At 56.2% G+C, this 21287-nt stretch carries 23 protein-coding genes; 2 read left to right on the forward strand and 21 right to left on the reverse strand.

Annotated elements, in window-relative coordinates:
* Window positions 1-58 precede the first annotated feature (58 nt).
* The 8 genes from hpaA to hpaG form a co-directional block, all read right to left on the reverse strand.
* A complete protein-coding gene (hpaA, locus tag F8561_RS22835; RefSeq protein WP_151888001.1) occupies window positions 59-970 on the reverse strand; it encodes a 4-hydroxyphenylacetate catabolism regulatory protein HpaA in 912 nt (303 codons plus the stop codon).
* 9 nt (window positions 971-979) lie between these two features.
* Window positions 980-2332 carry a 4-hydroxyphenylacetate permease gene (gene hpaX / locus F8561_RS22840; protein WP_020885310.1) on the reverse strand — a complete coding sequence of 451 codons (1353 nt, stop codon included), beginning with the start codon at window positions 2330-2332 and terminating at the stop codon, window positions 980-982.
* Between the two features lie 21 nt (window positions 2333-2353).
* Window positions 2354-3151 carry a 4-hydroxy-2-oxoheptanedioate aldolase gene (hpaI, locus tag F8561_RS22845; protein ID WP_047356939.1) on the reverse strand — a complete coding sequence of 266 codons (798 nt, stop codon included), beginning with the start codon at window positions 3149-3151 and terminating at the stop codon, window positions 2354-2356.
* A 9-nt stretch (window positions 3152-3160) separates the two neighbouring features.
* Window positions 3161-3964 carry a 2-oxo-hept-4-ene-1,7-dioate hydratase gene (hpaH, locus tag F8561_RS22850; RefSeq protein WP_014168488.1) on the reverse strand — a complete coding sequence of 268 codons (804 nt, stop codon included), beginning with the start codon at window positions 3962-3964 and terminating at the stop codon, window positions 3161-3163.
* 78 nt (window positions 3965-4042) lie between these two features.
* Entirely contained in the window at window positions 4043-4423 is a 381-nt protein-coding gene (locus F8561_RS22855; RefSeq protein ID WP_151888002.1) for a 5-carboxymethyl-2-hydroxymuconate Delta-isomerase, read from the reverse strand.
* Between the two features lie 9 nt (window positions 4424-4432).
* Entirely contained in the window at window positions 4433-5290 is an 858-nt protein-coding gene (gene hpaD / locus F8561_RS22860; RefSeq protein ID WP_020885307.1) for a 3,4-dihydroxyphenylacetate 2,3-dioxygenase, read from the reverse strand.
* Between the two features lie 2 nt (window positions 5291-5292).
* Window positions 5293-6759 (reverse strand): 5-carboxymethyl-2-hydroxymuconate semialdehyde dehydrogenase, encoded by a 1467-nt coding sequence (gene hpaE / locus F8561_RS22865; RefSeq protein WP_151888003.1) that lies wholly within the window; start codon window positions 6757-6759, stop codon window positions 5293-5295.
* Entirely contained in the window at window positions 6756-8033 is a 1278-nt protein-coding gene (gene hpaG / locus F8561_RS22870) for a 4-hydroxyphenylacetate degradation bifunctional isomerase/decarboxylase (protein ID WP_151888004.1), read from the reverse strand. The genes hpaE and hpaG overlap by 4 nt, the downstream gene beginning before the upstream one ends.
* A 269-nt stretch (window positions 8034-8302) precedes the next feature.
* On the opposite strand from hpaG, the gene hpaR reads away from it, so the two are divergent.
* Window positions 8303-8743, forward strand: a complete 441-nt coding sequence (hpaR, locus tag F8561_RS22875) for a homoprotocatechuate degradation operon regulator HpaR (RefSeq protein WP_151888005.1) — start codon at window positions 8303-8305, stop codon at window positions 8741-8743.
* An 85-nt stretch (window positions 8744-8828) separates the two neighbouring features.
* A complete protein-coding gene (gene tsr, locus F8561_RS22880) occupies window positions 8829-10493 on the forward strand; it encodes a methyl-accepting chemotaxis protein (RefSeq protein WP_032682055.1) in 1665 nt (554 codons plus the stop codon).
* Between the two features lie 68 nt (window positions 10494-10561).
* Here the strand turns inward: tsr and F8561_RS22885 are convergent, their stop codons facing one another.
* The 13 genes from F8561_RS22885 to F8561_RS22950 all read right to left on the reverse strand — a co-directional run bounded on the left by F8561_RS22885 (window position 10562) and on the right by F8561_RS22950 (window position 20898).
* Complete coding sequence (locus tag F8561_RS22885; RefSeq protein WP_041162417.1) at window positions 10562-11068, reverse strand: GNAT family N-acetyltransferase; 507 nt, start codon at window positions 11066-11068, stop codon at window positions 10562-10564.
* A gap of 29 nt (window positions 11069-11097) precedes the next feature.
* Entirely contained in the window at window positions 11098-11571 is a 474-nt protein-coding gene (locus F8561_RS22890; protein WP_151888006.1) for a hypothetical protein, read from the reverse strand.
* Between the two features lies 1 nt (window position 11572).
* Complete coding sequence (locus F8561_RS22895) at window positions 11573-12313, reverse strand: winged helix-turn-helix domain-containing protein (RefSeq protein WP_151888007.1); 741 nt, start codon at window positions 12311-12313, stop codon at window positions 11573-11575.
* A gap of 258 nt (window positions 12314-12571) precedes the next feature.
* The gene (locus F8561_RS22905; RefSeq protein WP_025205614.1) at window positions 12572-13123 is read right to left on the reverse strand and encodes a helix-turn-helix transcriptional regulator; all 552 of its coding nucleotides are present in this window, start codon (window positions 13121-13123) and stop codon (window positions 12572-12574) included.
* Window positions 13124-13384: 261 nt separating this feature from the next.
* Window positions 13385-15676 (reverse strand): phosphatidylglycerol--membrane-oligosaccharide glycerophosphotransferase, encoded by a 2292-nt coding sequence (gene opgB / locus F8561_RS22910; RefSeq protein WP_032679575.1) that lies wholly within the window; start codon window positions 15674-15676, stop codon window positions 13385-13387.
* 269 nt (window positions 15677-15945) lie between these two features.
* Window positions 15946-16428, reverse strand: a complete 483-nt coding sequence (locus F8561_RS22915) for a DUF2501 domain-containing protein (RefSeq protein ID WP_020885299.1) — start codon at window positions 16426-16428, stop codon at window positions 15946-15948.
* Between the two features lie 85 nt (window positions 16429-16513).
* Window positions 16514-17251, reverse strand: a complete 738-nt coding sequence (gene dnaC, locus F8561_RS22920; RefSeq protein ID WP_014168503.1) for a DNA replication protein DnaC — start codon at window positions 17249-17251, stop codon at window positions 16514-16516.
* Entirely contained in the window at window positions 17248-17793 is a 546-nt protein-coding gene (gene dnaT / locus F8561_RS22925) for a primosomal protein DnaT (protein WP_151888008.1), read from the reverse strand. Before dnaT ends, dnaC begins: the two co-directional genes overlap by 4 nt.
* Before the next feature lie 148 nt (window positions 17794-17941).
* Window positions 17942-18370, reverse strand: a complete 429-nt coding sequence (locus tag F8561_RS22930; RefSeq protein WP_006174091.1) for an organic hydroperoxide resistance protein — start codon at window positions 18368-18370, stop codon at window positions 17942-17944.
* A gap of 84 nt (window positions 18371-18454) precedes the next feature.
* Window positions 18455-18907 carry a MarR family winged helix-turn-helix transcriptional regulator gene (locus F8561_RS22935; protein ID WP_014168505.1) on the reverse strand — a complete coding sequence of 151 codons (453 nt, stop codon included), beginning with the start codon at window positions 18905-18907 and terminating at the stop codon, window positions 18455-18457.
* Window positions 18908-18948: 41 nt separating this feature from the next.
* Window positions 18949-19590: a TetR family transcriptional regulator gene (locus tag F8561_RS22940; RefSeq protein ID WP_020885296.1), complete on the reverse strand. Its 642-nt coding sequence runs from the start codon at window positions 19588-19590 to the stop codon at window positions 18949-18951.
* Window positions 19591-19657: 67 nt separating this feature from the next.
* On the reverse strand, window positions 19658-20131 hold the full coding sequence (locus tag F8561_RS22945) for a threonine/serine exporter (protein WP_020885295.1): 474 nt from the start codon (window positions 20129-20131) through the stop codon (window positions 19658-19660).
* Window positions 20122-20898: a threonine/serine ThrE exporter family protein gene (locus F8561_RS22950; RefSeq protein ID WP_014168508.1), complete on the reverse strand. Its 777-nt coding sequence runs from the start codon at window positions 20896-20898 to the stop codon at window positions 20122-20124. Before F8561_RS22950 ends, F8561_RS22945 begins: the two co-directional genes overlap by 10 nt.
* Window positions 20899-21287: the final 389 nt, after the last annotated feature.

Genomic DNA, 21287 nt, shown 5'->3' on the forward strand with positions numbered 1-21287 from the left:
GTACTTTTCGCATATGATCGCAGAGTGTGATTTCCCTCACCCTGAACCCGGGAGAGGGTCAGGGCTGGGGTGGGGTAACAGACGACACCGGTACTTTTTGCGCCCGATACGCACTCGGCGAACACCCCACTAACCGATTAAAAAACCGGGCAAAATAGGCCGGGTCTTTAAACCCCAGCTGCCAGGCGATTTCGCTGACCGCGCTGTCGGAGAAGAGCAGCATCCGCCTCGCTTCACGCAGCTGACGGTCAAAAATCAGCCGCTTCGGCGGGCGGTTGGCGAAGCGTCGGCAGATATCGGTCAGACGCGATTCGGTCAGGTGCAGTTCGCTGGCATATTCCGGTACCGTCCAGTGCTCATGAAAATGGACATCAATCAGCTGGGTAAAGCGCTGGAACAGTTTCAGCTCGCCGCGCATGCCGCTGGCGGCGTGATCGTCGAGCTTCGCGTTGCGCAGCAGCAGGGTGAACACCGCCTGGGCTAACAGAACCAGCATGTGTTCGCGCCCGGGCAGTTGTTCCGTAGATTCCCGGGCAATCAGCGGCCAGTAGTGCTTCAGTGCCGCCAGTTCGTCCGGCTTATCGGCCAGCGACAGGCAGATCCCCGGCAGGCCAAAGGCTTCCCGCATGCCGGGGTAGAGCACTTCCAGCAGCGGCCAGATCAGATCCTCGCGCACCGTCAGAACGTGCCCGTCGCTGTCGGATTCGGTAATAAACGCGTGCGGCACCGACGGGGGCGTGAGCACAAATAGCGGAGCCTGCACCGAGTAGCGGTGATCGTCGAGCTGCAGTTCGATCTGTCCGGTATCCAGAAAGTGCATCTGAAAATACTGGTCGTGACGGTGAGCCTGCATGTCGCGGCCAAAAAAGGCCGCCATGCGGGCGAACGACTGATAGTGAACATCATCCGTTCCCAGACTTTCGTCGTACTCTTTGCTGATGTCGATATTCGCGATCGGGCTCTGGCACATAGCCGCTCCTTACGGGATTTTCTGCGCCGCCATACCTGGCTCGTGCTCAAGGCTCTCCCGCTGCGTCATCGGGATACGTGTCAGCACCAGCGCGCCGACCACCAGCAAGCCGGCAACAAACCACAACCCGGAGCTGAAGCTGCCGGTGCTGTCACGCAGAATGCCGATCAACAGCGGGCTGACGGCGGATCCGACGTTACCGATGGCATTGATCACCGCCAGTGCGACCGCCCGCGACTGCAGGCTAATAACCCGATCCGGCGTGGTCCAGAAGATCGCCATGGCGGTAAACGATCCGGTTGAGGCCATGATGATGCCAAGCAGCTGGATCAGGCTGTGGTGGGTCGCCGAGGCCAGTAACCATCCTGCCGCCGCAAAGAGGTACGGCAGAATGGTGTGCTTTTTTCGCTCTTTCAGCCTGTCGGAGCGGCGGCTCCACCAGATCATCCCGAGGATGGTGCAAAACTGCGGGATCGCCGCCAGCAGGCCAATCACAATGTTGCTGCTGCCGGTGTTGAAGCTTTGCAGGATCTGCGGCGTCCAGATATTAATCGCGCTCAGGGTGTTCGTGAGGCAGAAATAGGCCAGGGTATAGAGCAGCACGGCCGGGGTAAACACTTCGCGCAGCGTCGAACGCGGCGTGACGGGGCGGGCGATGGCCGACTCCTGCTCGCGGGCGATCATTGTTTTAAGCGCCTGCTTTTCGTCGTCATCCAGCCAGCTGGCCTGATCCGGCGTGTCGTTCAGGTAGAACCACGTCACTACGCCGAGCACTACGGACGGTAGCCCCTCCAGCAGGAACAGCCATTGCCAGCCTTTCAGGTTCCACAGCCCGTCCATGGCCAGAATATAACCGGAGAGGATCGAGCCGAGCATCATGGTCACCGGCATGGCGATCATAAACAACGCATTGGCGCGGGCGCGGTGGTAGGCAGGGAACCACCAGGTGAGATAGACGAGGATCCCCGGCAGGAATCCGGCCTCGGCAATGCCCACCAGCATGCGCAGCACATAGAGCGTGTGCGGGCTGGTGGCGAACATGGTGCAGGTGGAAGCGATGCCCCACACCACCATGATCCCGGCGATCCAGCGCCGGGCACCGACCTTCGCCAGCATGATGTTGCTGGGGATCCCACATATCACGTAGGTGACGTAAAACAGGGTGGCGGCCAGGCCAAACATGGTCGAGGTGAGGCCCAGATCTTTGCCCATCGTCAGCCCGGCAAAGCCGATGTTAATGCGGTCAAGAAACGAGAAGACAAACAGGATAAAGAGAAACACGATCAAACGACGAAACAGCTTCTGAATAACGCGGTGTTCTACAGCTTTATTATCATGGGTTTGCAGGGTAGAGGTCGTCATGTTGCGCTCCACATCGTACGTTTAGTAGACGGATTTATTGTTATTTACTGACGTAACCGGGATATCGATAAAACGTGCCGCCAGCGCCTCGGCGCTGCGTGCAAGCAGGGTGGTGTCGACCCCGACGGCGACAAACAGCGCGCCAAGCTCGAGGTAGCGTTTTGCCAGCGGCTCGTTAGCCATCAGGATGCCGGGCGCTTTGCCTGCCGCACGGATCTGCGAAATGGCCTTCTCGATGGCGGCCTGGACTTCCGGGTGCTGCGGATTTCCGGCAAAGCCCATGTCGGCGCTCAGATCCGCCGGGCCAATAAACACTCCGTCCACGCCTTCCACGTCGAGGATGTGCGGCAGATTTTTCAGCGCCTCGCGCGTTTCAATCTGCACCAGCACGCACATGGCATCGTTAGCGCGCTGCAGGTAATCAGGCGTGCGGTTCCAGCGCGAGGCGCGAGCCAGCGCGCTGCCCACGCCGCGGATCCCCGCCGGTGGATAACGCGTGGCGCGCACCGCCAGCCGGGCTTCATCGGCGTTTTGTACCATCGGCACCAGCAGGGTTTGCGCCCCGACGTCCAGCAGCTGTTTGATCTGGACCGGATCGTTCCACGACGGGCGTACCACCGGCTGGCTGGCGTAAGGCGCGATCGCCTGCAGCTGGGTCAGGACGGTTTGCACGTTATTGGGCGCGTGCTCTGCGTCGATCAGCAGCCAGTCGAAACCCGCACCGGCCAGCAGCTCGGCGCTGTAACTGCTGGTCAGCCCCAGCCAGAGGCCGATTTGCGGTTTTCCGGCGCTCAGCGCCGCTTTGAATCTGTTTTCCATGGTGGTCTCCTAAACAAAACGGCAGCTGATGGAGCCCATCTTGCCGTAGTCCACGTGGAAGGTATCGCCCTTGCTGGCCGGCACCGGGCGGGTAAACGAACCGCCGAGGATGATTTGGCCAGGCTCCAGCTGAACGTCGTACGGCGCGAGTTTATTGGCAAGCCATGCCACACCGTTGGCCGGGTGGTTGAGCACGCCCGCGGCGACCCCGGTCTCTTCAATGACGCCATTGCGGTAGAGCAGGGCGGAGATCCAGCGTAGATCCAGCTCGTCGGGCTTAATCGGGCGACCGCCAAGGATCACACCTGCGTTGGCGGCGTTATCGGAGATGGTGTCGAACACCTTGCGCGGACGCTGGGTCTCGGGATCGATGTTGTGGCAGCGGGCGTCGATCAGCTCCAGCGCGGGGATGACGTAATCCGTGGCGTTGTAGACGTCGAACAGGGTGCAGTTTGGGCCGCGCAGGGGTTTTGCCAGCACGAAGGCCAGCTCCACTTCGATGCGCGGGACGATAAAGCGGTCGGCAGGGATATCACTGCCGTCGTGGAAGAACATGTCGTCGAGCAGAGCACCGTAGTCCGGCTCGCTAATCTGCGAGCTGGCCTGCATCGCTTTGGAGGTGAGGCCAATCTTGTGGCCTTTCAGCACGCGACCTTCGGCGATTTTCAGGCTCACCCATTCGCGCTGTACGGCGTAGGCGTCATCAAGGGTGATCGTCGGGTAGTCGAGCGAGATCTGGCGGATCTGCTCCCGGGACTGCTCCGCCTGATGCAGACGATGGGCGATCAGGGTATGGGTGTGTTTATCGAGCATGGCGATTTCCTGTTGTTGCCGGGTGGCGTGCTGCTCACCCGGCTTGCGTTCAAAGCCGTTGTCGGCCCGGTAAGGGCGCTACTTAAACAAAGCGTGCACGTTGTTTTGTTTGTAATTGAGCGTCGGGTGCAGCTCGTCTATTTCAAAAGAGAGCGCCAGATAGCGCGATGCCATCAGGTCGGCGAAGTGGGTTTTAATCAGCTCAAACAGTGCCTTGCCCACCGCCTCCTGGCTCTCCAGACTGCGCCCGGCGCCAATCTTCAGCGTCATATGCACAAAGGCGTAATCGTGCTTACCGTCGGCCATCTGCCAGGTGTCCAGCCAGTGCGCGCGGCTACGGATACCGCCGAGTGGGAAGATTCCCGTGGCGGCAAGCGCGTCGTTCACTTTGGCGAACAGTCCAGGCAGGTCAGCCTGCTCGCGGATGTTGTCAGTGCATTCAGCAATAAAGTGCGGCATGGTGGCTCCTTACGCGGACGCGGGCAGGGGGAAAACGGCGTTAACCTGGCCGGTGCCGGAGCTGGGGAACAGCTCGGTGAGGAACTCCACCTTGCCGTCGTATGTGTCCCAGCCGAGCATCCCCAGCAGCATCACCGTGTCGTGCATATTGCCCTCGCCGTAGCAGTAGTGGGCATACTCCGGCAGCATGCTGCAGAACTCCCTGAACTTGCCTTCACGCCACAGCTTCACCACGCGTTCGTCCATCTGACGGTCGAACTCGCGGGTGTAGCTGTTCATTCCCTCTTCGGCGCGCTGGTCGTCGATAAAACGGTGCGACAGCGAACCGCTGGCGAGCACCGCCACGGTGCCGTCGTATTTCTGAATCGCGCTGACGATGGCCTCGCCCAGCCTGCGGCTGTCGGCGAAGTCATGGACGGTGCAGAACGCGGCGATAGAGATCACTTTGAAGTGCTTATCGCTGTTCATGTAGCGCATCGGTACCAGCGTGCCGTACTCCAGCTTGAGGCTCGGGATGTTGTGCGCTTTGGCACGTACGCCGAGTTTCACCGCTTCGTCGGCGATAAGCTGGCCGAGCGCCGGGTTACCGTCGTAGTCGTAGGTCATGTCGCGGATAAAATGCGGCAGCTCGTTGCTGGTGTAGATGCCGGAGAAATGATCCGCGCAGTTGATGTGGTAGGCGCTGTTCACCAGCCAGTGGGTATCGAACACAATAATGGTGTCGACGCCCAGCTCCCGACAGCGCTTGCTGATTTCTTTATGTCCGTCGATGGCGGACTGGCGGCAGCCGTGGTTTTTTCCCGGCAGTTCAGAGAGGTACATTGACGGAACGTGGGTAATTTTTGCCGCTAACGCTAACTTGCCCATACTCAGATCCCCCATTTTGGAATCGGATGGTCGCCCATGGAGATGCAGACGTTTTTCATTTCAGCGAACACTTCGAAGCTGTATTCGCCCCCTTCGCGCCCGGTACCGGAAGCCTTCACGCCGCCAAACGGCTGACGCAGATCGCGCACGTTCTGGGTGTTTACAAACACCATTCCGGCTTCGATATTGCGCGCCAGGCGCAGCACTTTGCTGACGTCCTGGGTCCAGATGTATGACGCCAGGCCGTACTCCACGTCGTTAGCCAGACGCAGCCCTTCGGCTTCGTCCTTAAACGGCAGCAGGCAGGCAACCGGACCGAAAATCTCTTCCTGGGCCACGCGCATCCGGTTGTCGACGTCTGCCAGCACGGTCGGGCGCAGGAAGTTGCCGTTTTTCAGGTGAGCAGGGAGATCGGTGGGTTTGTCAGGGCCGCCCGCCAGCAGGGTCGCACCCTCTTCAATGCCAAGACGGATATAGCCGGAGACTTTTTCCCAGTGCTGCTGGCTGATCAGCGCGCCAACCTGAGTGTTCGGATCGGTCGGGTCACCCACGCGCAGACGGTTCGCGCGCTCGGCAAAGCGCCTGACGAATTCCGGGTAGATGCTCTGCTGAATGAAAATGCGTGAGCCAGCGGTGCAACGCTCGCCGTTGATGGAGAAGATGGTGAACAGGGCTGCGTCCAGCGCACGTTCGATATCCGCATCTTCAAAAATCAGCACCGGAGATTTCCCTCCCAGCTCCATGGAGTATTTCTTCAGTCCGGCGTTTTTCATGATGTTGCGCCCGGTGGCGGTGCCGCCGGTAAAGGAGACGGCGCGCACGTCGTGGTGACGTACCAGCGCATCGCCCGCCGTTGCGCCATAGCCCTGCACCACGTTCAGCACACCCGCCGGAATACCGGCCTCCAGCGCCAGCTCGCCCAGACGGTCGGCGGTCAGCGGGGAGAGTTCAGACATCTTCAGCACCACGGTGTTGCCCAGCGCCAGGCACGGCGCAACCTTCCAGGTGGCGGTCATAAACGGCACGTTCCACGGCGACACCAGCGCGCAGACCCCCACCGGCTGCACCAGGGTGTAGTTGAGCATCTTGTCGTCGACCGGGTAGGTTTTACCGTTCATCTGCTGGCACACTTCGGCGAAGAATTCGAAGTTGTGCGACGCGCGTGGAATAAGCACGTTTTTGGTCTGGTGGATCGGCAGGCCGGTGTCGGCGGTCTCGAGGGCCGCAATCTCCGGAACGTGTTGATCGATAAGATCTCCGAGGCGACGCATCAGGCGTGCGCGCTCTTTCATCGGCAGGTTAGCCCACGTCGGGAATGCCTCTTTGGCCGCCGCCACGGCCTGATGAATTTCAGCTTCACCGCCGGACGCGACCTCCGCCAGCACCTCTCCGGTGGCCGGGTTAGTGGTGTGGAAGTAATCACTTCCTGCGACGTTTTTACCGTTAATCCAATGGTTCATTTTTTTCATTTTTCAGTCTCCTCACTGACAATGCGGTTCACCAGGCGGCCCACGCCCTCCACTTCCACGACCACTTCGTCGCCAGGCTGTACGTCAGACAGACCCTTTGGCGTGCCGGTGGCAATCATGTCGCCGGGCTGCAGGGTCATAAATTCGCTGAGATAGGCAATCAGGAACGGGATGCTGAAGATCAGATCGGCAGTGGTGCCTTGCTGGCGCAATTCACCGTTCACGAAGGTACGCAGGGTTAAGTTATGCGGGTCGGGAATGGCCTCTTTCGGCACGATATGCGGGCTGAGGGGGGTCAACCCGTCGCGGCTTTTCACCCGCAGGTTCGGGCGGTAGTAGTTTTCCAGGTAGTCACGGATGGCGTAATCGTTACAGACGGTATAGCCCGCGACATAGTCCATCGCCTCGCGCTCACTGACCTTGTGCGCCGTTTTGCCGATGACCACCACCAGCTCCGCCTCGTAGTGCATGTACTCAATGTTGTTCGGGCGGACCGAGGTCTGGTTATCGCCGGTCACGGTGTTGGGGGCTTTGATAAACACCAGCGGTTCCGTTGGCGGCGTAAACGCCAGCTCACTGGCGTGATCGGCGTAGTTCAGACCAAGCGCGAACAGCGTGGCGTGCGGATGTGGGCCTTGCGCATGGGCGACCTCGCGTTCATCAACCACCGGGTTTTCCAGGGACGGGAAGCCTTTCGCCAGAATGCGTACGCGATCGCCCGGCTGCAGCGGGACGCGCGAGTGTGGGGTGCCGAGCAGAATGGCATCGCCCGGACTGAGGGTGGCGAATTCGCTCAGGGCGCTCAGCAGTTCGGCGGCATTGCGCTGCAGGTCAGCGGTGTTCCAGTGGTCCGCTTCCCGGCCGTTAATTTCGGTGACGATGGTCAGGTTATCAACGTGGTCGACGGCGGCCAGCTCTCCCAGCGGACAAAAGCCGTCGCGGCATTTGGCCTTGATGGCAGGGCGATAAAAACTCTCTTCCGGCAGGCTCACTTCGTTGGCAAGCGCGTAACCGGCGATGTACTCCGCCGCCTCGTCCACGGGAACGTTACGCGCCGTTTTACCCACAACCAGCGCTACCGTGGCACCGCTTAACACGGTTTCACCCTGCGGGAAGGGAATGGGGTCGCCCGTGCGGATCACGGTGTTATGCGGTTTGATGAACCACACGGTGGTTTTTGGCGGCGTGTTGTAGGGGGCTTTTTCAAACGCGTCGCGCCAGGCATCGCGCTGGCTCTGGTGGTTCAGCGCTACGGCAAAAACAGTACCTTTCATTCACTTACTCCTCAGGCCGGACGTCCGGCCTGTGATTTCATTAATATGTTAATGATCTGGTTGTATGCCTTTGCTGTTTATTTCGCAACCAGAAGTGAATAATTTGTGATATGAATAACAATAAATTTACATAAAGAGATTAAAGGCTATATTTATCATTGCGTTAATAAATCAGGCTTGTTTCTGTTAGACTTTTTGTCGTAAAACGCGTTGTTTGTAAAACCAGCAGAACTGAATTGTTCATGTGTTAATGATTACCGGGAGAGGCTATGCATGATTCATTAACTATCGCCCTGTTACAGGCGCGGGAAGCGGCGATGTCTTACTTCCGCCCGATTGTGAAACGGCATAACCTGACCGAGCAGCAGTGGCGCATCGTGCGCGTACTGGCCGAACATCCGTCGATGGATTTTCACGATCTGGCGTTTCGCACCTGTATCTTGCGTCCCAGCCTGACGGGCATTCTGACGCGCATGGAGCGTGACGGTCTGGTGCTGCGCCTTAAGCCCGTAAACGATCAGCGAAAGTTGTATGTGTCGCTGACCAAAGAGGGGAACAGGCTATACGAGCGTGCCCAGGCGCAGGTGGAAGAGGCGTATCAGCAAATCGAGGCCGAATATACGCCAGCGAAGATGCAACAGCTGACAGCGCTGCTGGAAGAGTTTATTGATCTGGGGAACCGGCATATCACAGCGCGCGAAGAAGAGTAAAAACCACAAATTTAAGGATGATTTTCGTAAAGTTTTCCCTTTCCAGGCCGAAAATCCTGTTATCTGTCTGATGGAAAGCGAAAACATGTTAAACCGTATCAAGATTGTCACCAGCTTAATGCTGGTATTAGCGATATTTGGCCTTTTACAACTCACATCCGGTGGTCTTTTCTTCAATGCCCTCAAGCATGACAAAGAGAATTTTACCGTCCTGCAAACCATTCGCCAGCAACAGTCCACGCTGAACGCCAGCTGGGTTGCCCTGCTGCAAACCCGTAATACCCTGAACCGTGCGGGTATCCGCTACATGATGGATCAGAGCAATATCGGCAGCGGCGCGACCGTGAACGATCTGATGCAAATTGCGGCGGCTTCTCTGAAACAGGCAGAAAAAAACTGGGCTGAATACGAAGCCCTGCCACGCGATCCGCGTCAAAACGACGCCGACGCGACGGAGATCAAACGTAACTACGATATCTACCACGGTGCACTGGCGGAGCTGATCCAGCTGCTGGGCGCGGGCAAAATCAACGCCTTCTTCGATCAACCTACCCAGAGCTATCAGGATGGTTTTGAGAAGCAGTACGTGAACTATCTGCAGCAGAACGACAAGCTGTATCAGATGGCGGTGGAAAACAGCAATAGCTCCTACAGCCAGGCAATCTGGGTGCTGATTAGCGTACTGATTGCGGTGCTGGTGGTGATCGTGGCCGTGTGGCTGGGTATCAAGCAGGCGCTGATTTCGCCACTTACCCGTCTTATCGACAACATTCGTCATATCGCCAGCGGCGATCTGGTGAAGCGCATCGAGGTGCAGGGCGCTAACGAGATGGGTGAACTGGCCGACTCGCTGCGTCATATGCAGGGCGAGCTGGTCCGTACCGTTGGTGATGTGCGTAACGGTGCTAATGCCATCTACAGCGGCGCGAGCGAAATCGCGATGGGTAACAACGATCTCTCTTCCCGTACGGAACAGCAGGCCGCATCCCTGGAAGAGACCGCTGCCAGCATGGAGCAGCTGACGGCGACCGTTAAGCAGAACGCCGAGAACGCCCGTCAGGCGAGCAACCTGGCGCTGAGCGCATCTGAAACCGCGCAGAAGGGCGGTAAAGTGGTGGATAACGTGGTGCAAACCATGCGTGACATCGCGGGCAGTTCGCAGAAAATTGCCGACATTATCAGCGTGATCGACGGCATCGCGTTCCAGACCAACATCCTGGCACTGAACGCCGCGGTAGAAGCGGCACGTGCGGGCGAGCAGGGCCGCGGATTTGCCGTTGTTGCGGGTGAAGTCCGTAACCTGGCACAGCGCAGCGCCCAGGCAGCACGTGAGATCAAGAGCCTGATTGAAGACTCTGTTGGCCGCGTGGAAGTCGGGTCTACCCTGGTAGAAAGCGCCGGCGAAACCATGGGCGAAATCGTTAATGCGGTAACCCGCGTGACGGATATCATGGGCGAAATCGCCTCTGCGTCTGATGAGCAGAGCCGCGGTATCGATCAGGTGGGTCTGGCGGTGGCTGAGATGGATCGCGTGACCCAGCAGAACGCCTCGCTGGTGGAAGAGTCTGCCGCGGCGGCAGCGGCACTGGAAGAGCAGGCGAGCCGTCTGACTCAGGCCGTGGCCGTGTTCCGCATTCAGCAGGAGCAGATGAAAGCCCGCGAGCAGGCCTCAGCGAAAACCGCTGCAGCCCCTATGATGGCGCGTAAAGCCGCGACCACCGATGCGGGCGAAAACTGGGAAACGTTTTAATCCTGCCACAGTGCCGGGGGGCGGCTACGCCTGACCCGGCCTGTAATGGGGCGTTTTGCAGGCCGATATCAAAGAGGCAGGCGCATGGCACAGCGGGAGTCATACGCGAAACCGTGCGCCGCTTCTTCCTCTCTTTTCTGACGCAGTTCAGGCGTTAGCATCGTCACCGTTTCAAACCCGAGTCGCGCATAAAACGGCGCATTCCACGGCACCTCGCAAAAGGTGGTCAGCGTCAGCGATGTCAGCCCCAGCGTGCGGGCATGGTCTGCGACGCAGGCGATAAGTCGCCGACCTATTCCTCTTCCCTGCCACTCCCGATGAACCGAGAGTTCGACAATAAACAGCGATGACGGATGGGCTTCTGCAAGAATAAACCCGACGGGCAGGTCATTTGCCAGCGCCAGCCAGCTAAACCCGCGTTTCGCGTAATCAAGATGATGTTCCGCGCAAATGACGTCGCCGTCTGCAAGCCAGGCCAGTTCGGGGACGTCCCGAAAACGCTCGCCAGCCGCGCGCTCGATGGCGGGCAGGGCAGCAACATCTTTGGGCGTCGTCGATCGAAAGAGAATGTTCATGGCGGAAAGTATACCCCGACCAGCCGTGCCTATTCTGAACAAATCAGGACCGGCGCATAGAAATTGCTGATCACCAGCGCGTCTTCCGGCGTGCGTTCAATCTTCAGGAGTCTTTTGTTCCCCGGCGTCAGGCCGGCGACGTACTTTTCAAAGACCCCCGGTGGCAGGGTGTCATGGCTAAAGCGCGCCACGGTTTGTATGAATATTTCATAGAGTGAGCCCTCAACGTGCCGCCACGTAAACATCTCCTGGCGGGAAACATCCCAGTGATGTGGCTCGTTAACCACGTCGCCGTTAAGCGTAAGGTACCCTGTGTTGTCGGGCTGAAAGCGCAGCGTAACCTCCCCTTCAAAGGAGAAATCATGATCGTCATGTCGGGCTGAAAATGTCAGGTTTCCTGCACAGGTTCCGGACAGCGGAGGCGTGTAGACGTACCACGCCAGCGTCACGCCAATCAGCAACAGATTGAGCGCCAGAATAAGCCACACTTTTTTTTGTTTCATATCACCACTCGTAAAAGTAAAGCGTTCGGCAGGCGCTGGCTTTACCGTCCGTGAGAGAACACTGGGAAAGGACCAGCCGCCCTTCGTGGCCATAGAAAAGTGTTCTCTGGATGTGCATATAGAAAATAGAGTTTTTCAGGCAGGGCAGATTACCTTCGCGCTGAAGCGTCTGCGCCAGCGCCATGGCCTTAGAGTGAAACACATCTGCCAGCGGGGCGAAGGTGTAGACCGGACAGGTGCCAATGTGGGTGAGCAGATGAGTGTCACTGTACTGGTGCGCCTGTTTCGTCAAACAGGCGCCGATGCACAGCGCCACGACCATCAGCGTAAGTACACCGCAGAATAGCCATTCTGGCTGAATGCGTCGTGAGGCCGGGACCGTCTCCTCGACGGGAAAATCGTCCTCCAGGGGCGTTACCGCGATATCAGCACTGAGCATAAAGCCCGTTTTCGGCACGGTGACGATAAACAGGGTGTCGGGCAGCAGGCTCGACAGCATTTTGCGCACAATACTGATGTATTGATTTAACGAATTGTTGGACCCCTGGAGCCCACGTTGATCCCAGACATCACTCAGAAAGGTGTCACGTTCGACGACGTTGCCGTGATGCTGAACCAGAAGCTTCAGGATGGCGTTGGCGGTACAGGTGAGGATTTGTCTGTCCAGATCGGGTGCATTGATAAGAGAAACAGAACCGTCTTCGTCGTTATAGACGATGGCGTCAGCAAGCAGGTATTTCATAAGTTATTGTAATACAGAAAAAATAACAAAAAAGAAGATAAGGCTGTGCCTTGTCGGACATAACACGCTGGCTATTTTAGCGCCATTGTTACCGATAACATTGATCCAGACAAGATTTAAGGCAATTTACTCGTGCAGTCGGATTACCACGTCATCCCAACGTGGCGGGAAGGGCATAGCGAGACAGCAGCGCCAGCATCAACAGCCAGAGAATGAGACAGGGAAGATGACGCCGCATGATCTTATTTCCCGACGTGATTAGCCGTGCAGTGACAAACACGATGCCGGGTAGTCGAGCAGGAAGAGTTTGCGATGGAATTCCGCCAGGTTCTGGCAGTGAAATTTGTTCATCGCGTTACGCTTGTGGGTGTAGATCGTTTTCGGGGATTTATTCAGGATCTGCGCGATGCGAACCGGGCTGAACCCGTTGCGGAACAGCATGCAAACCCGAAGCTCCTGGCAGGTGAGCGTGGCGTTTTTTACGCTTGCGAACGGCGTGTTCTGAAAACAGCGGCTGAGCTGCGCGAGTGACAGGTTTCCCGCCACCACGTGGACACGCTCACCCCCCAGAATGATTTTAATATCATTGACGCGGGACGCATCGGTGAATACCAGCCACCCTTTTTTGACGCGGATATTCAACATCAGTTGCCGCAGGGGCAGGATCCCCTCAGGGCTCACGTCGTTAATCCAGAAAATTTCAGGGCAGGGGTCCACACTCTGCGAGATGAACGTCTTCAGGCCCAGCCACAAGAAGGCATTGCCGCTTAAAACGATGACCTTATAGTCGGCATTCAGTGTCTGCGGCATCAGGGTTTTTTCCCCTGATAGCGCTGGTCGTACTCCGCTGCGCTGTGCCAGGGTGGATTCGAACGTATTGCCGGTTAGCATGATAAAAAGTGGGTAACTCTCTCAGGGTGTAAGGAGTTACACATTCTGAGATATGATTTCTTTCTGGTGAATTTATAAATAGAAATGAGAGATATATGGTGTCTCTGTCTTATTTTTAATGGTTTTATAGGATTATATATTTACATAAAGCGCCCGACAGAACGCCGGGCGCAGAAGGGATCAGCTCTCTTTACTGACAATTTTAATCTCTACCATCCCGATGCCGAGCTCGCGCGGTGAATGGCCAAGAATATTTCCCTCATTCGTCGGCTGCGGGTCCGGCGGAACAATCACCAGCGTATTGCTGCGGGAAGGATTATCAAAATGCAGCGTGGTGGTGGTGACGTCATTTCCCAGCGTCAGCGTTTGCTCTTTATCGCCCACACGCACCGGGATGGGACGGTTCGCGTTTGGACCATAGGCCCGGGCGGTGATCACCAGGTCGAATTTTTCCGGCAGAGGATGCGCGTACTCAATCTTCACTTCACTGCCCAGCTGCGCATTAGACCAGCGCCCCCAGGATTCCGGACGCGAGATGCCGCTGAACTGTTTGACCTCTTCCGGTGCCCCGGCCACGTTGAAGATAAAGCTGTCTGCTTTATAGCGAATATCGTTATCCACGATCTTCAGCATGTCGACATTTCGCTGATAGCGCGCGGTATCGATGACCGTATCGTTGAATGCGGTTTTGCCTTTCCATTGCGCTTTATCGACATGCTGCACGGTTTGCTCCCCGCCAAGCTGTCCCTGAGAAACGCACCAGTCGGTGGAGAGCGCCAGTGGCTGGGACCAGAGCTGGCCCATTTTGTAGCACCTGTCGACCCAGACAAAATTATCGCGAGGGGCGAAGTCGGCCAGCTGGAAACGCAGCGGCGCAGAGTATTCGCTTTCCGGCAGCGGTTCGACGCGCGTATCCGACACGCGCAGCAGCAGCGGCAGACGGAAATGACTGCCGGAGAAGGCGATAGTGTTTTTATCCTGATCGATGGTGAAGTCTTTCATCTCTTTCGGGAAGTTCCACAGGCGGATGATGTCCGGCTTCCACGCAAGGATTTTCTCCTTCATGTTGAGGAACACTTCCGACAGTGACTGCCCCGAGAGCGTACTGCGGCCAAGGCCAATAAAGTTATCCCCGCCCAGAATGTCCAGCACGGTTGCGCCGTTATCCATGGAGTTGCGTTTGGTGGCGATCACGTCCTGTTGCGGCTGGTCGCCGCGCAGAATGAAGAACAGATTGCTGCGATCCTGTTTGCTGAGCTGATCCCAGGCGCTGTTTTTCATCGCCAGATGGTCAGATGAGACGACGATGACCGTGTTTTTAAAATACGGCGAGGCTTTGATTTTCTCGACCAGAGCGGCGATATGCTCCTGGCTGCAGGTTACCGCGCTGAACGACGTGTTGTTTTTGCCGTCAATCTCATAGCGTTTGCGCTTACAGGTGCGCGAGACAAACCCGTCCGGATGGTGGGTATCTACCGTCAGGGCAAAGAGGGAGAAACGCTTGCCGGCGCGGGACAGTTCCTCGAACTTTTTCCAGGTTTCGTCCAGTACCGTGTCATCGTAAAAGCCCCAGTCGTTGCGGTAATGCGGGTCGGCAACGGTCGTTTTTAACTCTTCTGAGCCATACAGATGGTCAAAACCGTGGGATTTCAGGAACACATCTTTTCCGGCAAAGCGCAGGTTGGCCCCCTGCACGAAGTAGTTTTCGTAGCCGGAGTTTTTCAGGATATCGCCGAGGCAAACGTTCTGCGGGAAGAAGCTCGACATTGAGGCCGAGGCATTACCCTCAAAGGGGGCGAAGAGCGGGATACCGCACTGCGAGGCAACCATTCCGGCGATGGTGTAATCCGTACCGGGCAGCTGCGCGGTATGGCTGAAATCAAGGCTTTCGTTTTTCACCGCGCCCAGCTCCGGCGTCAGGTTCGGGAAAGCATTGTTATCAAACCAGGTGCGTTCCAGACTCTCGCCGTAGATATATACCAGGTTAAGCTTCGGGTTGGCTATTTTTTTGGACGGCTCTTTATACCAGGCCATGAAATCCGGGTCGCCGTCGCGCGACTGTGACTTTACCAGCTCGGTTATCTGATGAAATGCCGGGCTGGCATCCACGGACGCCAGCGCCAGACAGAGTGCCAGCAGGCTGTAGCCGCCATGATGCGGAAGATGTCGACGGCGGCGCAGCACCCAGGCCAGGGCACCAAAAATAATCACCAGCGCCGCAATCAGCCCAAGCCCGGGAAGGATGTATTTACCCACGCCCGCGCCCGTCAGGCTATTCGTCAGCGTGTAGAGCACCGCATCGTTAATGCCGTCACCGGTAAAGTAATCGCTGGCGTATAAGGTAATGTTTAAAATAATAAAAATGCCGAGCACCACCAGCGTGGCGATAAACCACCAGGTGTTACGGCCCGCTTTGCAGGCGTAAACGCCGACAGAGGCCAGAAAAAGGACAAGGGACATTAACTCTGACAACAGTCTATCCTCATGACGCCAGGCGCTTAGCTGGCTAACTGATTATTTTTTGGGTTATACAATGTAATTGCGTTGTCGTGTAGCTGCAATTTTAGTGTCACGAAAGTGTGCTGTTGTTAGGATTTGGTTTAGAAAATCGTTTTTTTGAAGGGGGTCGCATCCTGACATATGGACGCTCAGACGGTGGCAGACAGGAAAAAGACGGCTTTAACGCCGCGTTAAAAGAGTAACGTCTTAAACGCGGCGTGTAATGGCAATACAGGCGGGGATCAGGAGATGAAATTAACGCCTTGTTTCAGCACCAGATCGCAGGCTTTGGTTTTCACCTGTTTCGCCAGCGAGGAGTTGCCGATGGTGCTCAGGTTGAGCTGTTGACCGTTTTGCGCATTCAGCAGGCCCTGAATACCATCCATATAGTTGGTGTCCTGTTTCTGCTCCTGTGTATCCAGACCGAGTTTGCCCAGCACCTGATTTTTCACGTTTTGCGCGTCGGTCACGGAGGCCAGTTTTTGCTTCGCGCAATATTCCAGAATCCCCGCGGCGTTGTTCATTGTGCCTGCGCTCAGGCTCTGGGTGCTGTTACCCAGCAGGCCGGTAAGGGAAGAGGCTGACAGTCCGCCCTGGGTGCTGCTGCTCTCTTTGGTCAGTTCGCTCGCTGCGCTGGACAGCGAATCCTGCCAGGATGCGGCCTGTGCCGCGCCGGTAACCAGCAGGGCGCCTAATACGGTGCTGAAAAGAAACTGTTTTTTCATAATGGCTTACTCAAAAAAGGTCCGTTTTGGGGCGAAAGTGGAGTCAGTATATACCTCCGGGCCACCGGTCTTTCCTGGAAATATCTTAATACTCTTTACCCGTGACACGGCTGCGGTAACTTTCCCAGTCGAAGATGACATACAGACTGTTCCCGAGCTTCATGCGATCCATGACGCGTTCGCCCAGCAAGCGGGTCATTTCGTCGATGTTATGGTTAGTCAGCATGCCGGTGGGGCGTTTGGAGGAAGAGCGGCGATCGACAATCTGGTTAATGATCACTTTTTCATAGCGGGATTCGGTCTGGACGCCAATCTCATCAATAACCAGTAAATCGACATTACTCAGGTCGTTAAGCAGTTGCTCTTCGCTGGTTTCGCGGTTGCTGAAGGTGTCTTTCATGGCGGACATGATATCGGCCACGGTGATGATCAGCACCGATTTCCCGCGCAGCAGCAGCTCGTTACAGATAGCGGCCGCCAGGTGGTTTTTCCCCGTGCCAGGCTTGCCGCTAAAAATGAAGCTGGCGATATTGCCGTCGAATTCATCCACGTACTGACGCGCGGCAGCGAGTGCATTCATCTGCCCGTTGGTCTCAATTTTATAGTTATCAAATGAGCAGTTCTGGTGCAGGGGGCGAATACCGGAACGGTTAAAGGTGCGCTGCATTTTCATCGCCCGGTTTTCGCGGGCCAGCGCGGCGGCGCGGATCTTACCCTGCTCTTTTTGCCACGCCAGGAGTTCTTCACCCGTCGTGAAGGCGGGCTTCACGTTGGCTGGCATCATCTTTTGCAGACGTTTCATCAGGTCGCCGACGTTCTTCATTTCGCACCTCGGAATCCATTAGGGATCTGTTTATCCGGTTCGGAAAACGCGTTGATATCACGTTTTGGCTGGCCGTTATTGCTGGCGCGATTAATTTGCAGATGACGCGCGAGCTTCTGTTGCCACTGAATATGGGTGAATACTTTGCCTTCCGCCTGCCACCAGGCGGTAAACGCGGCCAGCTCTTCGGGGGTAGCCGGTTGCGTTAACGCTATGCCCCACAATGCCGCCTGCCGTTGAAAATCAGCATCAGGTTGCCAGCCCGCATACAGGGCAAATTTTCCCATGGGAACGGCCATGGGGACGTTAACCGGCTCGTCAAAGAACTGGTTATCGAGGGTTACGTCGCTCGCCGGGCGGGACAACTGCGCTTCAATCTCCAGAAGCTGTGCCAGACGTTCCGGTGTGATGACATAAAACGCCGGAGCGTTGTCAGCAAATACCGCAACCGTGCCGCCTTCGGCGTGGGTCAGCACACCGCGGGGATCGCGCATAAAGGCATCAATACCAGCAATGCTGGTGGTCAGAATTCTGGAGGACATAACGCTTACTCTACTGATAACTACGGGCGTGATATGGGCTTATGGTAGCACAGAGAGCGGGAAGGGAAGGAGGGGTTTTTCCCGGCGGCGCGATGCCTGCCGGGGCGACAACAGCTGGCCTGATAAGCGTAACGCCATCAGGCAGTTATCAGGCGATAATGTTCAGCGTTACGTCGATGTTACCGCGGGTCGCGTTAGAGTACGGACACACAATGTGTGCTGCATCGACCAGTTTTTTGGCTTCTGCAGGATCCATTCCTTCAACGTGGATGTTCAGTTTTGCTTCGATACCAAAACCGGTTGGCAGCGGCCCAATCCCCACTTCGCCTTCAATAAAGGCCTCTTTCGGCAGGGTAAATTTGTCGCGAGCGGCTACAAACTTCATGGCACCCAGGAAGCAGGCAGAGTAGCCGGCAGCAAACAGCTGCTCAGGGTTGGTGACGTCACCGCCCATGCCGCCCATCTCTTTTGGCACGCCGAGTTTAACGTCCAGTACGCCGTCGGAAGAGGTCGCACGGCCATCACGGCCTCCGGTAGCTTTTGCTTTGGCAGTGTAGACAACTTTTTCTAAAGACATGGCAGATTCCTCATCTTACATTAATGTGTGCTATTAAATAGCGTGCGATATATATGGATAAATAAATACGCGTAAAGTATAGCCTTACGCGCGTTGGATCTGTTGTCGCAAACGTTCCAGCTGCTGCTTAAGTGACAGCATGGTCTCAGTATCACACTGGGCGGCGCATCCCACTGCATGGGGGATCCCGGAAGCCTGCTGCTGGAGATGACGTCCCGCATCGCTCAGGGTGACGGCGACCTGACGCTCGTCTTTACGTGAGCGGTGGCGGTTTATCAGCCCCGCGCTTTCCAGACGCTTCAACAGCGGCGTCAGCGTGGCAGAGTCAAGGAACAACCGTTCACCGATGTCCGACACCGTGATGTCATCCTGCTCCCACAGCACCAGCATCACCAGGTATTGCGGGTAAGTCAGGTTCAGCGGTGCCAGCAGTTGCCGGTACAGCTTGTTCAGCGCCAGATTTGCTGAATAGAGAGCAAAGCAGAGCTGGTTATCCAGCAGGAGCGCAGCGGTCGTGTCGTTCGTTTTCGCGTTCATGAGATAAATATAGATAGTGTACGACTTAATTGCAAGCTATTTTATGGGCAAGTATAACGGAGCGCCACCTGAACGGCCATTTTGCGGTAGTGCTGGCGCTGTGCCTGTTCGTCCGCACCCTCTTCAAACAGCAGGGTGAAGGTGTAGCTGTTGGCAACGTAGTGGAAGCTGAAACTGCTGATCAAACGATGCAGATCGCGGGCTTCAACCGTCTGATTGAACAACTGCTTTTCTTTCCCGCGACGGAGGATCGCTTCAAGCAGATCAAGCGCGCTGCGGTTGACCTGGCGTAGGTAGCTGGACTGCTGCATAAAACGGCCGCGCTGCATGTTTTCCATGCAGATAATGCGGATGTAATCCGGGTGGTCGGCATGGTAGTCAAAGGTGGCTTCAACCAGATGAACCAACGCTTCGACAGGGGGCATTCCCGCCAGGCTGAGCGCCTGTTCACTGGCGCGGATCTGGGTGTAAACATACTCCAGTACGAGAAGATACAGGTTCTCTTTGTTTTTGAAGTGGTAAACAACCATGCGTTTGGTGGTGCCAGCTTTCTCCGCAATTTGTTCCATGCGGGCACCGTTCAACCCGTATTCGGCAAACAGCGTGATAGCGCTCTGAAAGATTTTCTCTTTCAGGCTGGATTCTTCATTGTGCTCGGGGAGTTCGCTGCCTGGGTTAGCCACATCCTTTCCTTATCGTCACCAAACGGATTGGAGTGATTATCCTCACGGCAGCGTAATAACACAAATCTCAAACCCGTGGACGTTTGCGGTACAACCACAGTCCGGGGATCGACAGTCCGATAGAGAGCGCACCGACAATGGACGAAGCCTTAAGAAAGTTGCTCAGAAGGAGGATCATTTGCGGTTCGGTGTAGCCGAAATGGCTGATTTTTACCGCGGAAATCATGGCCGTATAGGCAGATATGCCGGGGAACATCGGGATAACGGCGGCGACGGTGAACACCTTGGGATGCGCCAGATACCAGCGCGACCACTGAATTCCGATGCTACCGACCAGCATTGAGGCCATAAATGTTGACCATTCAATGTTGAATCCCGCCGTCATCATCACCATTCGCGAGCCATGACCAATAGCACCCAACAGCGCGCACCACGGTAACGCGCGTTGCGGAACGTTAAAGACCATCGCAAAACCGACGGCAGGGATCGCGGCCAGCAGCATATCCTGCGCCAGCGCCAGCAGAAAATCGATCACGCCCATCCGCGTAACCCCCAGAGTGTCATGGCCATTACCACACCAATGCAGGTTGCAAGCGTCAGCAGGCTGGCAATCGCCCAGCGTGCCAGACCGGTATTGATGTGACCCTTAAACATATCGGCTACGGCGTTAATCAATGGGAAGCCGGGCACCAGCAGAAGCACGCTGGCCGCCATGGCAATCGTCGGCGTGTTGGCAAACTGCGGCAGACGAAGCAGCAGGCCAGAAACCGTGGTGGCGACAAAAGCGGTAATGCAGAAATTAATTTGCGGGTGGAGTTGGCGGTGCGTCAGGAGCTGGCGCACGTACATGGCGATGCTGCTGGCGAAAAAGGTGATGACCGCGCCGTCCCAGCCGCCTTTGTTGAGCTTACAAAAACAGGCGCAGGACAGCCCGACCATTAACACCACCAGCCAGCGGGGATAACGTAAGGGCTTAATCTGGTTGAACCGTTTTTCAATGTCGTGCAGGTCGAGAAGCTTATGCTCAGCAAGAATGACAATATGCTGGACCTCGGTTACAACGTGCATATTGATGCCGCGGTCGTGGTTTTTGCGGGTGGAGGTCAGGCACTGACCGTCTTTTATGGTGGTCAACACGATAGCATTGGATGAAATGGCGCTCTCAACGCTGTCCATACCCAGCGCCAGCCCCAACCGGGTGGAAAGTTCCTCGACCAGCGCGCTTTCCGCCCCGTGCTGGAGCAGAAAAAGACCGCACTGAATACAGAGCCGCGTGATGGCACGCTGCGTTGATCGATCTGCCTGCATGTCATGTCCTGAAGAGAAGGTGAATAGCTTGCCTGATGGCCCGTCATGCTTACTTTTAGCACAAACTGCAGTGCCTCTAGCTGTGGGTCAGATCAAGATTTATGCAAACAGTTGCGGGCTGTCTGGCGGCGGGATGCGGTTTTGGGTCATAAATATGATGAATTATTAATTGAGAAATATAAGATATTTATATTTAGTTTTACTAAGTTTATATTTTAATTATTTTAAGGCCTTTATAATTAAATTTATCTGTGCTTTGTGAGATATTACCGCTGTTTTAGGCATTTCTTAAATGAAGCACACATCTCATCTTCTGCTTGTATTAATCAGTTTTACACTCAGGGACGAATACACTTATACCTTGATGCGTTTTAACGTTACTCATCATA

The organism is Enterobacter sp. 198 (assembly GCF_009025585.1).
In the GTDB taxonomy this organism is placed as follows: Bacteria; Pseudomonadota; Gammaproteobacteria; order Enterobacterales; family Enterobacteriaceae; genus Enterobacter; species Enterobacter ludwigii.

Bases quoted from the DNA above. Each gene is read 5' to 3' on its own strand.
- hpaR (WP_151888005.1), top strand. From the start codon at position 8,303: ATGCATGATTCATTAACTATCGCCCTGTTACAGGCGCGGGAAGCGGCG.
- dnaC (WP_014168503.1), bottom strand. From the start codon at position 17,251: ATGAAGAACGTCGGCGACCTGATGAAACGTCTGCAAAAGATGATGCCA.
- hpaD (WP_020885307.1), bottom strand. From the start codon at position 5,290: ATGGGCAAGTTAGCGTTAGCGGCAAAAATTACCCACGTTCCGTCAATG.
- dnaT (WP_151888008.1), bottom strand. From the start codon at position 17,793: ATGTCCTCCAGAATTCTGACCACCAGCATTGCTGGTATTGATGCCTTT.
- F8561_RS22895 (WP_151888007.1), bottom strand. From the start codon at position 12,313: ATGAAATACCTGCTTGCTGACGCCATCGTCTATAACGACGAAGACGGT.
- hpaA (WP_151888001.1), bottom strand. From the start codon at position 970: ATGTGCCAGAGCCCGATCGCGAATATCGACATCAGCAAAGAGTACGAC.
- hpaE (WP_151888003.1), bottom strand. From the start codon at position 6,759: ATGAAAAAAATGAACCATTGGATTAACGGTAAAAACGTCGCAGGAAGT.
- F8561_RS22950 (WP_014168508.1), bottom strand. From the start codon at position 20,898: ATGCAGGCAGATCGATCAACGCAGCGTGCCATCACGCGGCTCTGTATT.
- F8561_RS22890 (WP_151888006.1), bottom strand. From the start codon at position 11,571: ATGAAACAAAAAAAAGTGTGGCTTATTCTGGCGCTCAATCTGTTGCTG.
- F8561_RS22855 (WP_151888002.1), bottom strand. From the start codon at position 4,423: ATGCCGCACTTTATTGCTGAATGCACTGACAACATCCGCGAGCAGGCT.
- F8561_RS22885 (WP_041162417.1), bottom strand. From the start codon at position 11,068: ATGAACATTCTCTTTCGATCGACGACGCCCAAAGATGTTGCTGCCCTG.
- F8561_RS22945 (WP_020885295.1), bottom strand. From the start codon at position 20,131: ATGGGCGTGATCGATTTTCTGCTGGCGCTGGCGCAGGATATGCTGCTG.
- hpaG (WP_151888004.1), bottom strand. From the start codon at position 8,033: ATGAAAGGTACTGTTTTTGCCGTAGCGCTGAACCACCAGAGCCAGCGC.
- hpaI (WP_047356939.1), bottom strand. From the start codon at position 3,151: ATGGAAAACAGATTCAAAGCGGCGCTGAGCGCCGGAAAACCGCAAATC.
- F8561_RS22930 (WP_006174091.1), bottom strand. From the start codon at position 18,370: ATGTCTTTAGAAAAAGTTGTCTACACTGCCAAAGCAAAAGCTACCGGA.
- F8561_RS22915 (WP_020885299.1), bottom strand. From the start codon at position 16,428: ATGAAAAAACAGTTTCTTTTCAGCACCGTATTAGGCGCCCTGCTGGTT.
- tsr (WP_032682055.1), top strand. From the start codon at position 8,829: ATGTTAAACCGTATCAAGATTGTCACCAGCTTAATGCTGGTATTAGCG.
- hpaX (WP_020885310.1), bottom strand. From the start codon at position 2,332: ATGACGACCTCTACCCTGCAAACCCATGATAATAAAGCTGTAGAACAC.
- F8561_RS22935 (WP_014168505.1), bottom strand. From the start codon at position 18,907: ATGAACGCGAAAACGAACGACACGACCGCTGCGCTCCTGCTGGATAAC.
- F8561_RS22905 (WP_025205614.1), bottom strand. From the start codon at position 13,123: ATGCCGCAGACACTGAATGCCGACTATAAGGTCATCGTTTTAAGCGGC.
- hpaH (WP_014168488.1), bottom strand. From the start codon at position 3,964: ATGCTCGATAAACACACCCATACCCTGATCGCCCATCGTCTGCATCAG.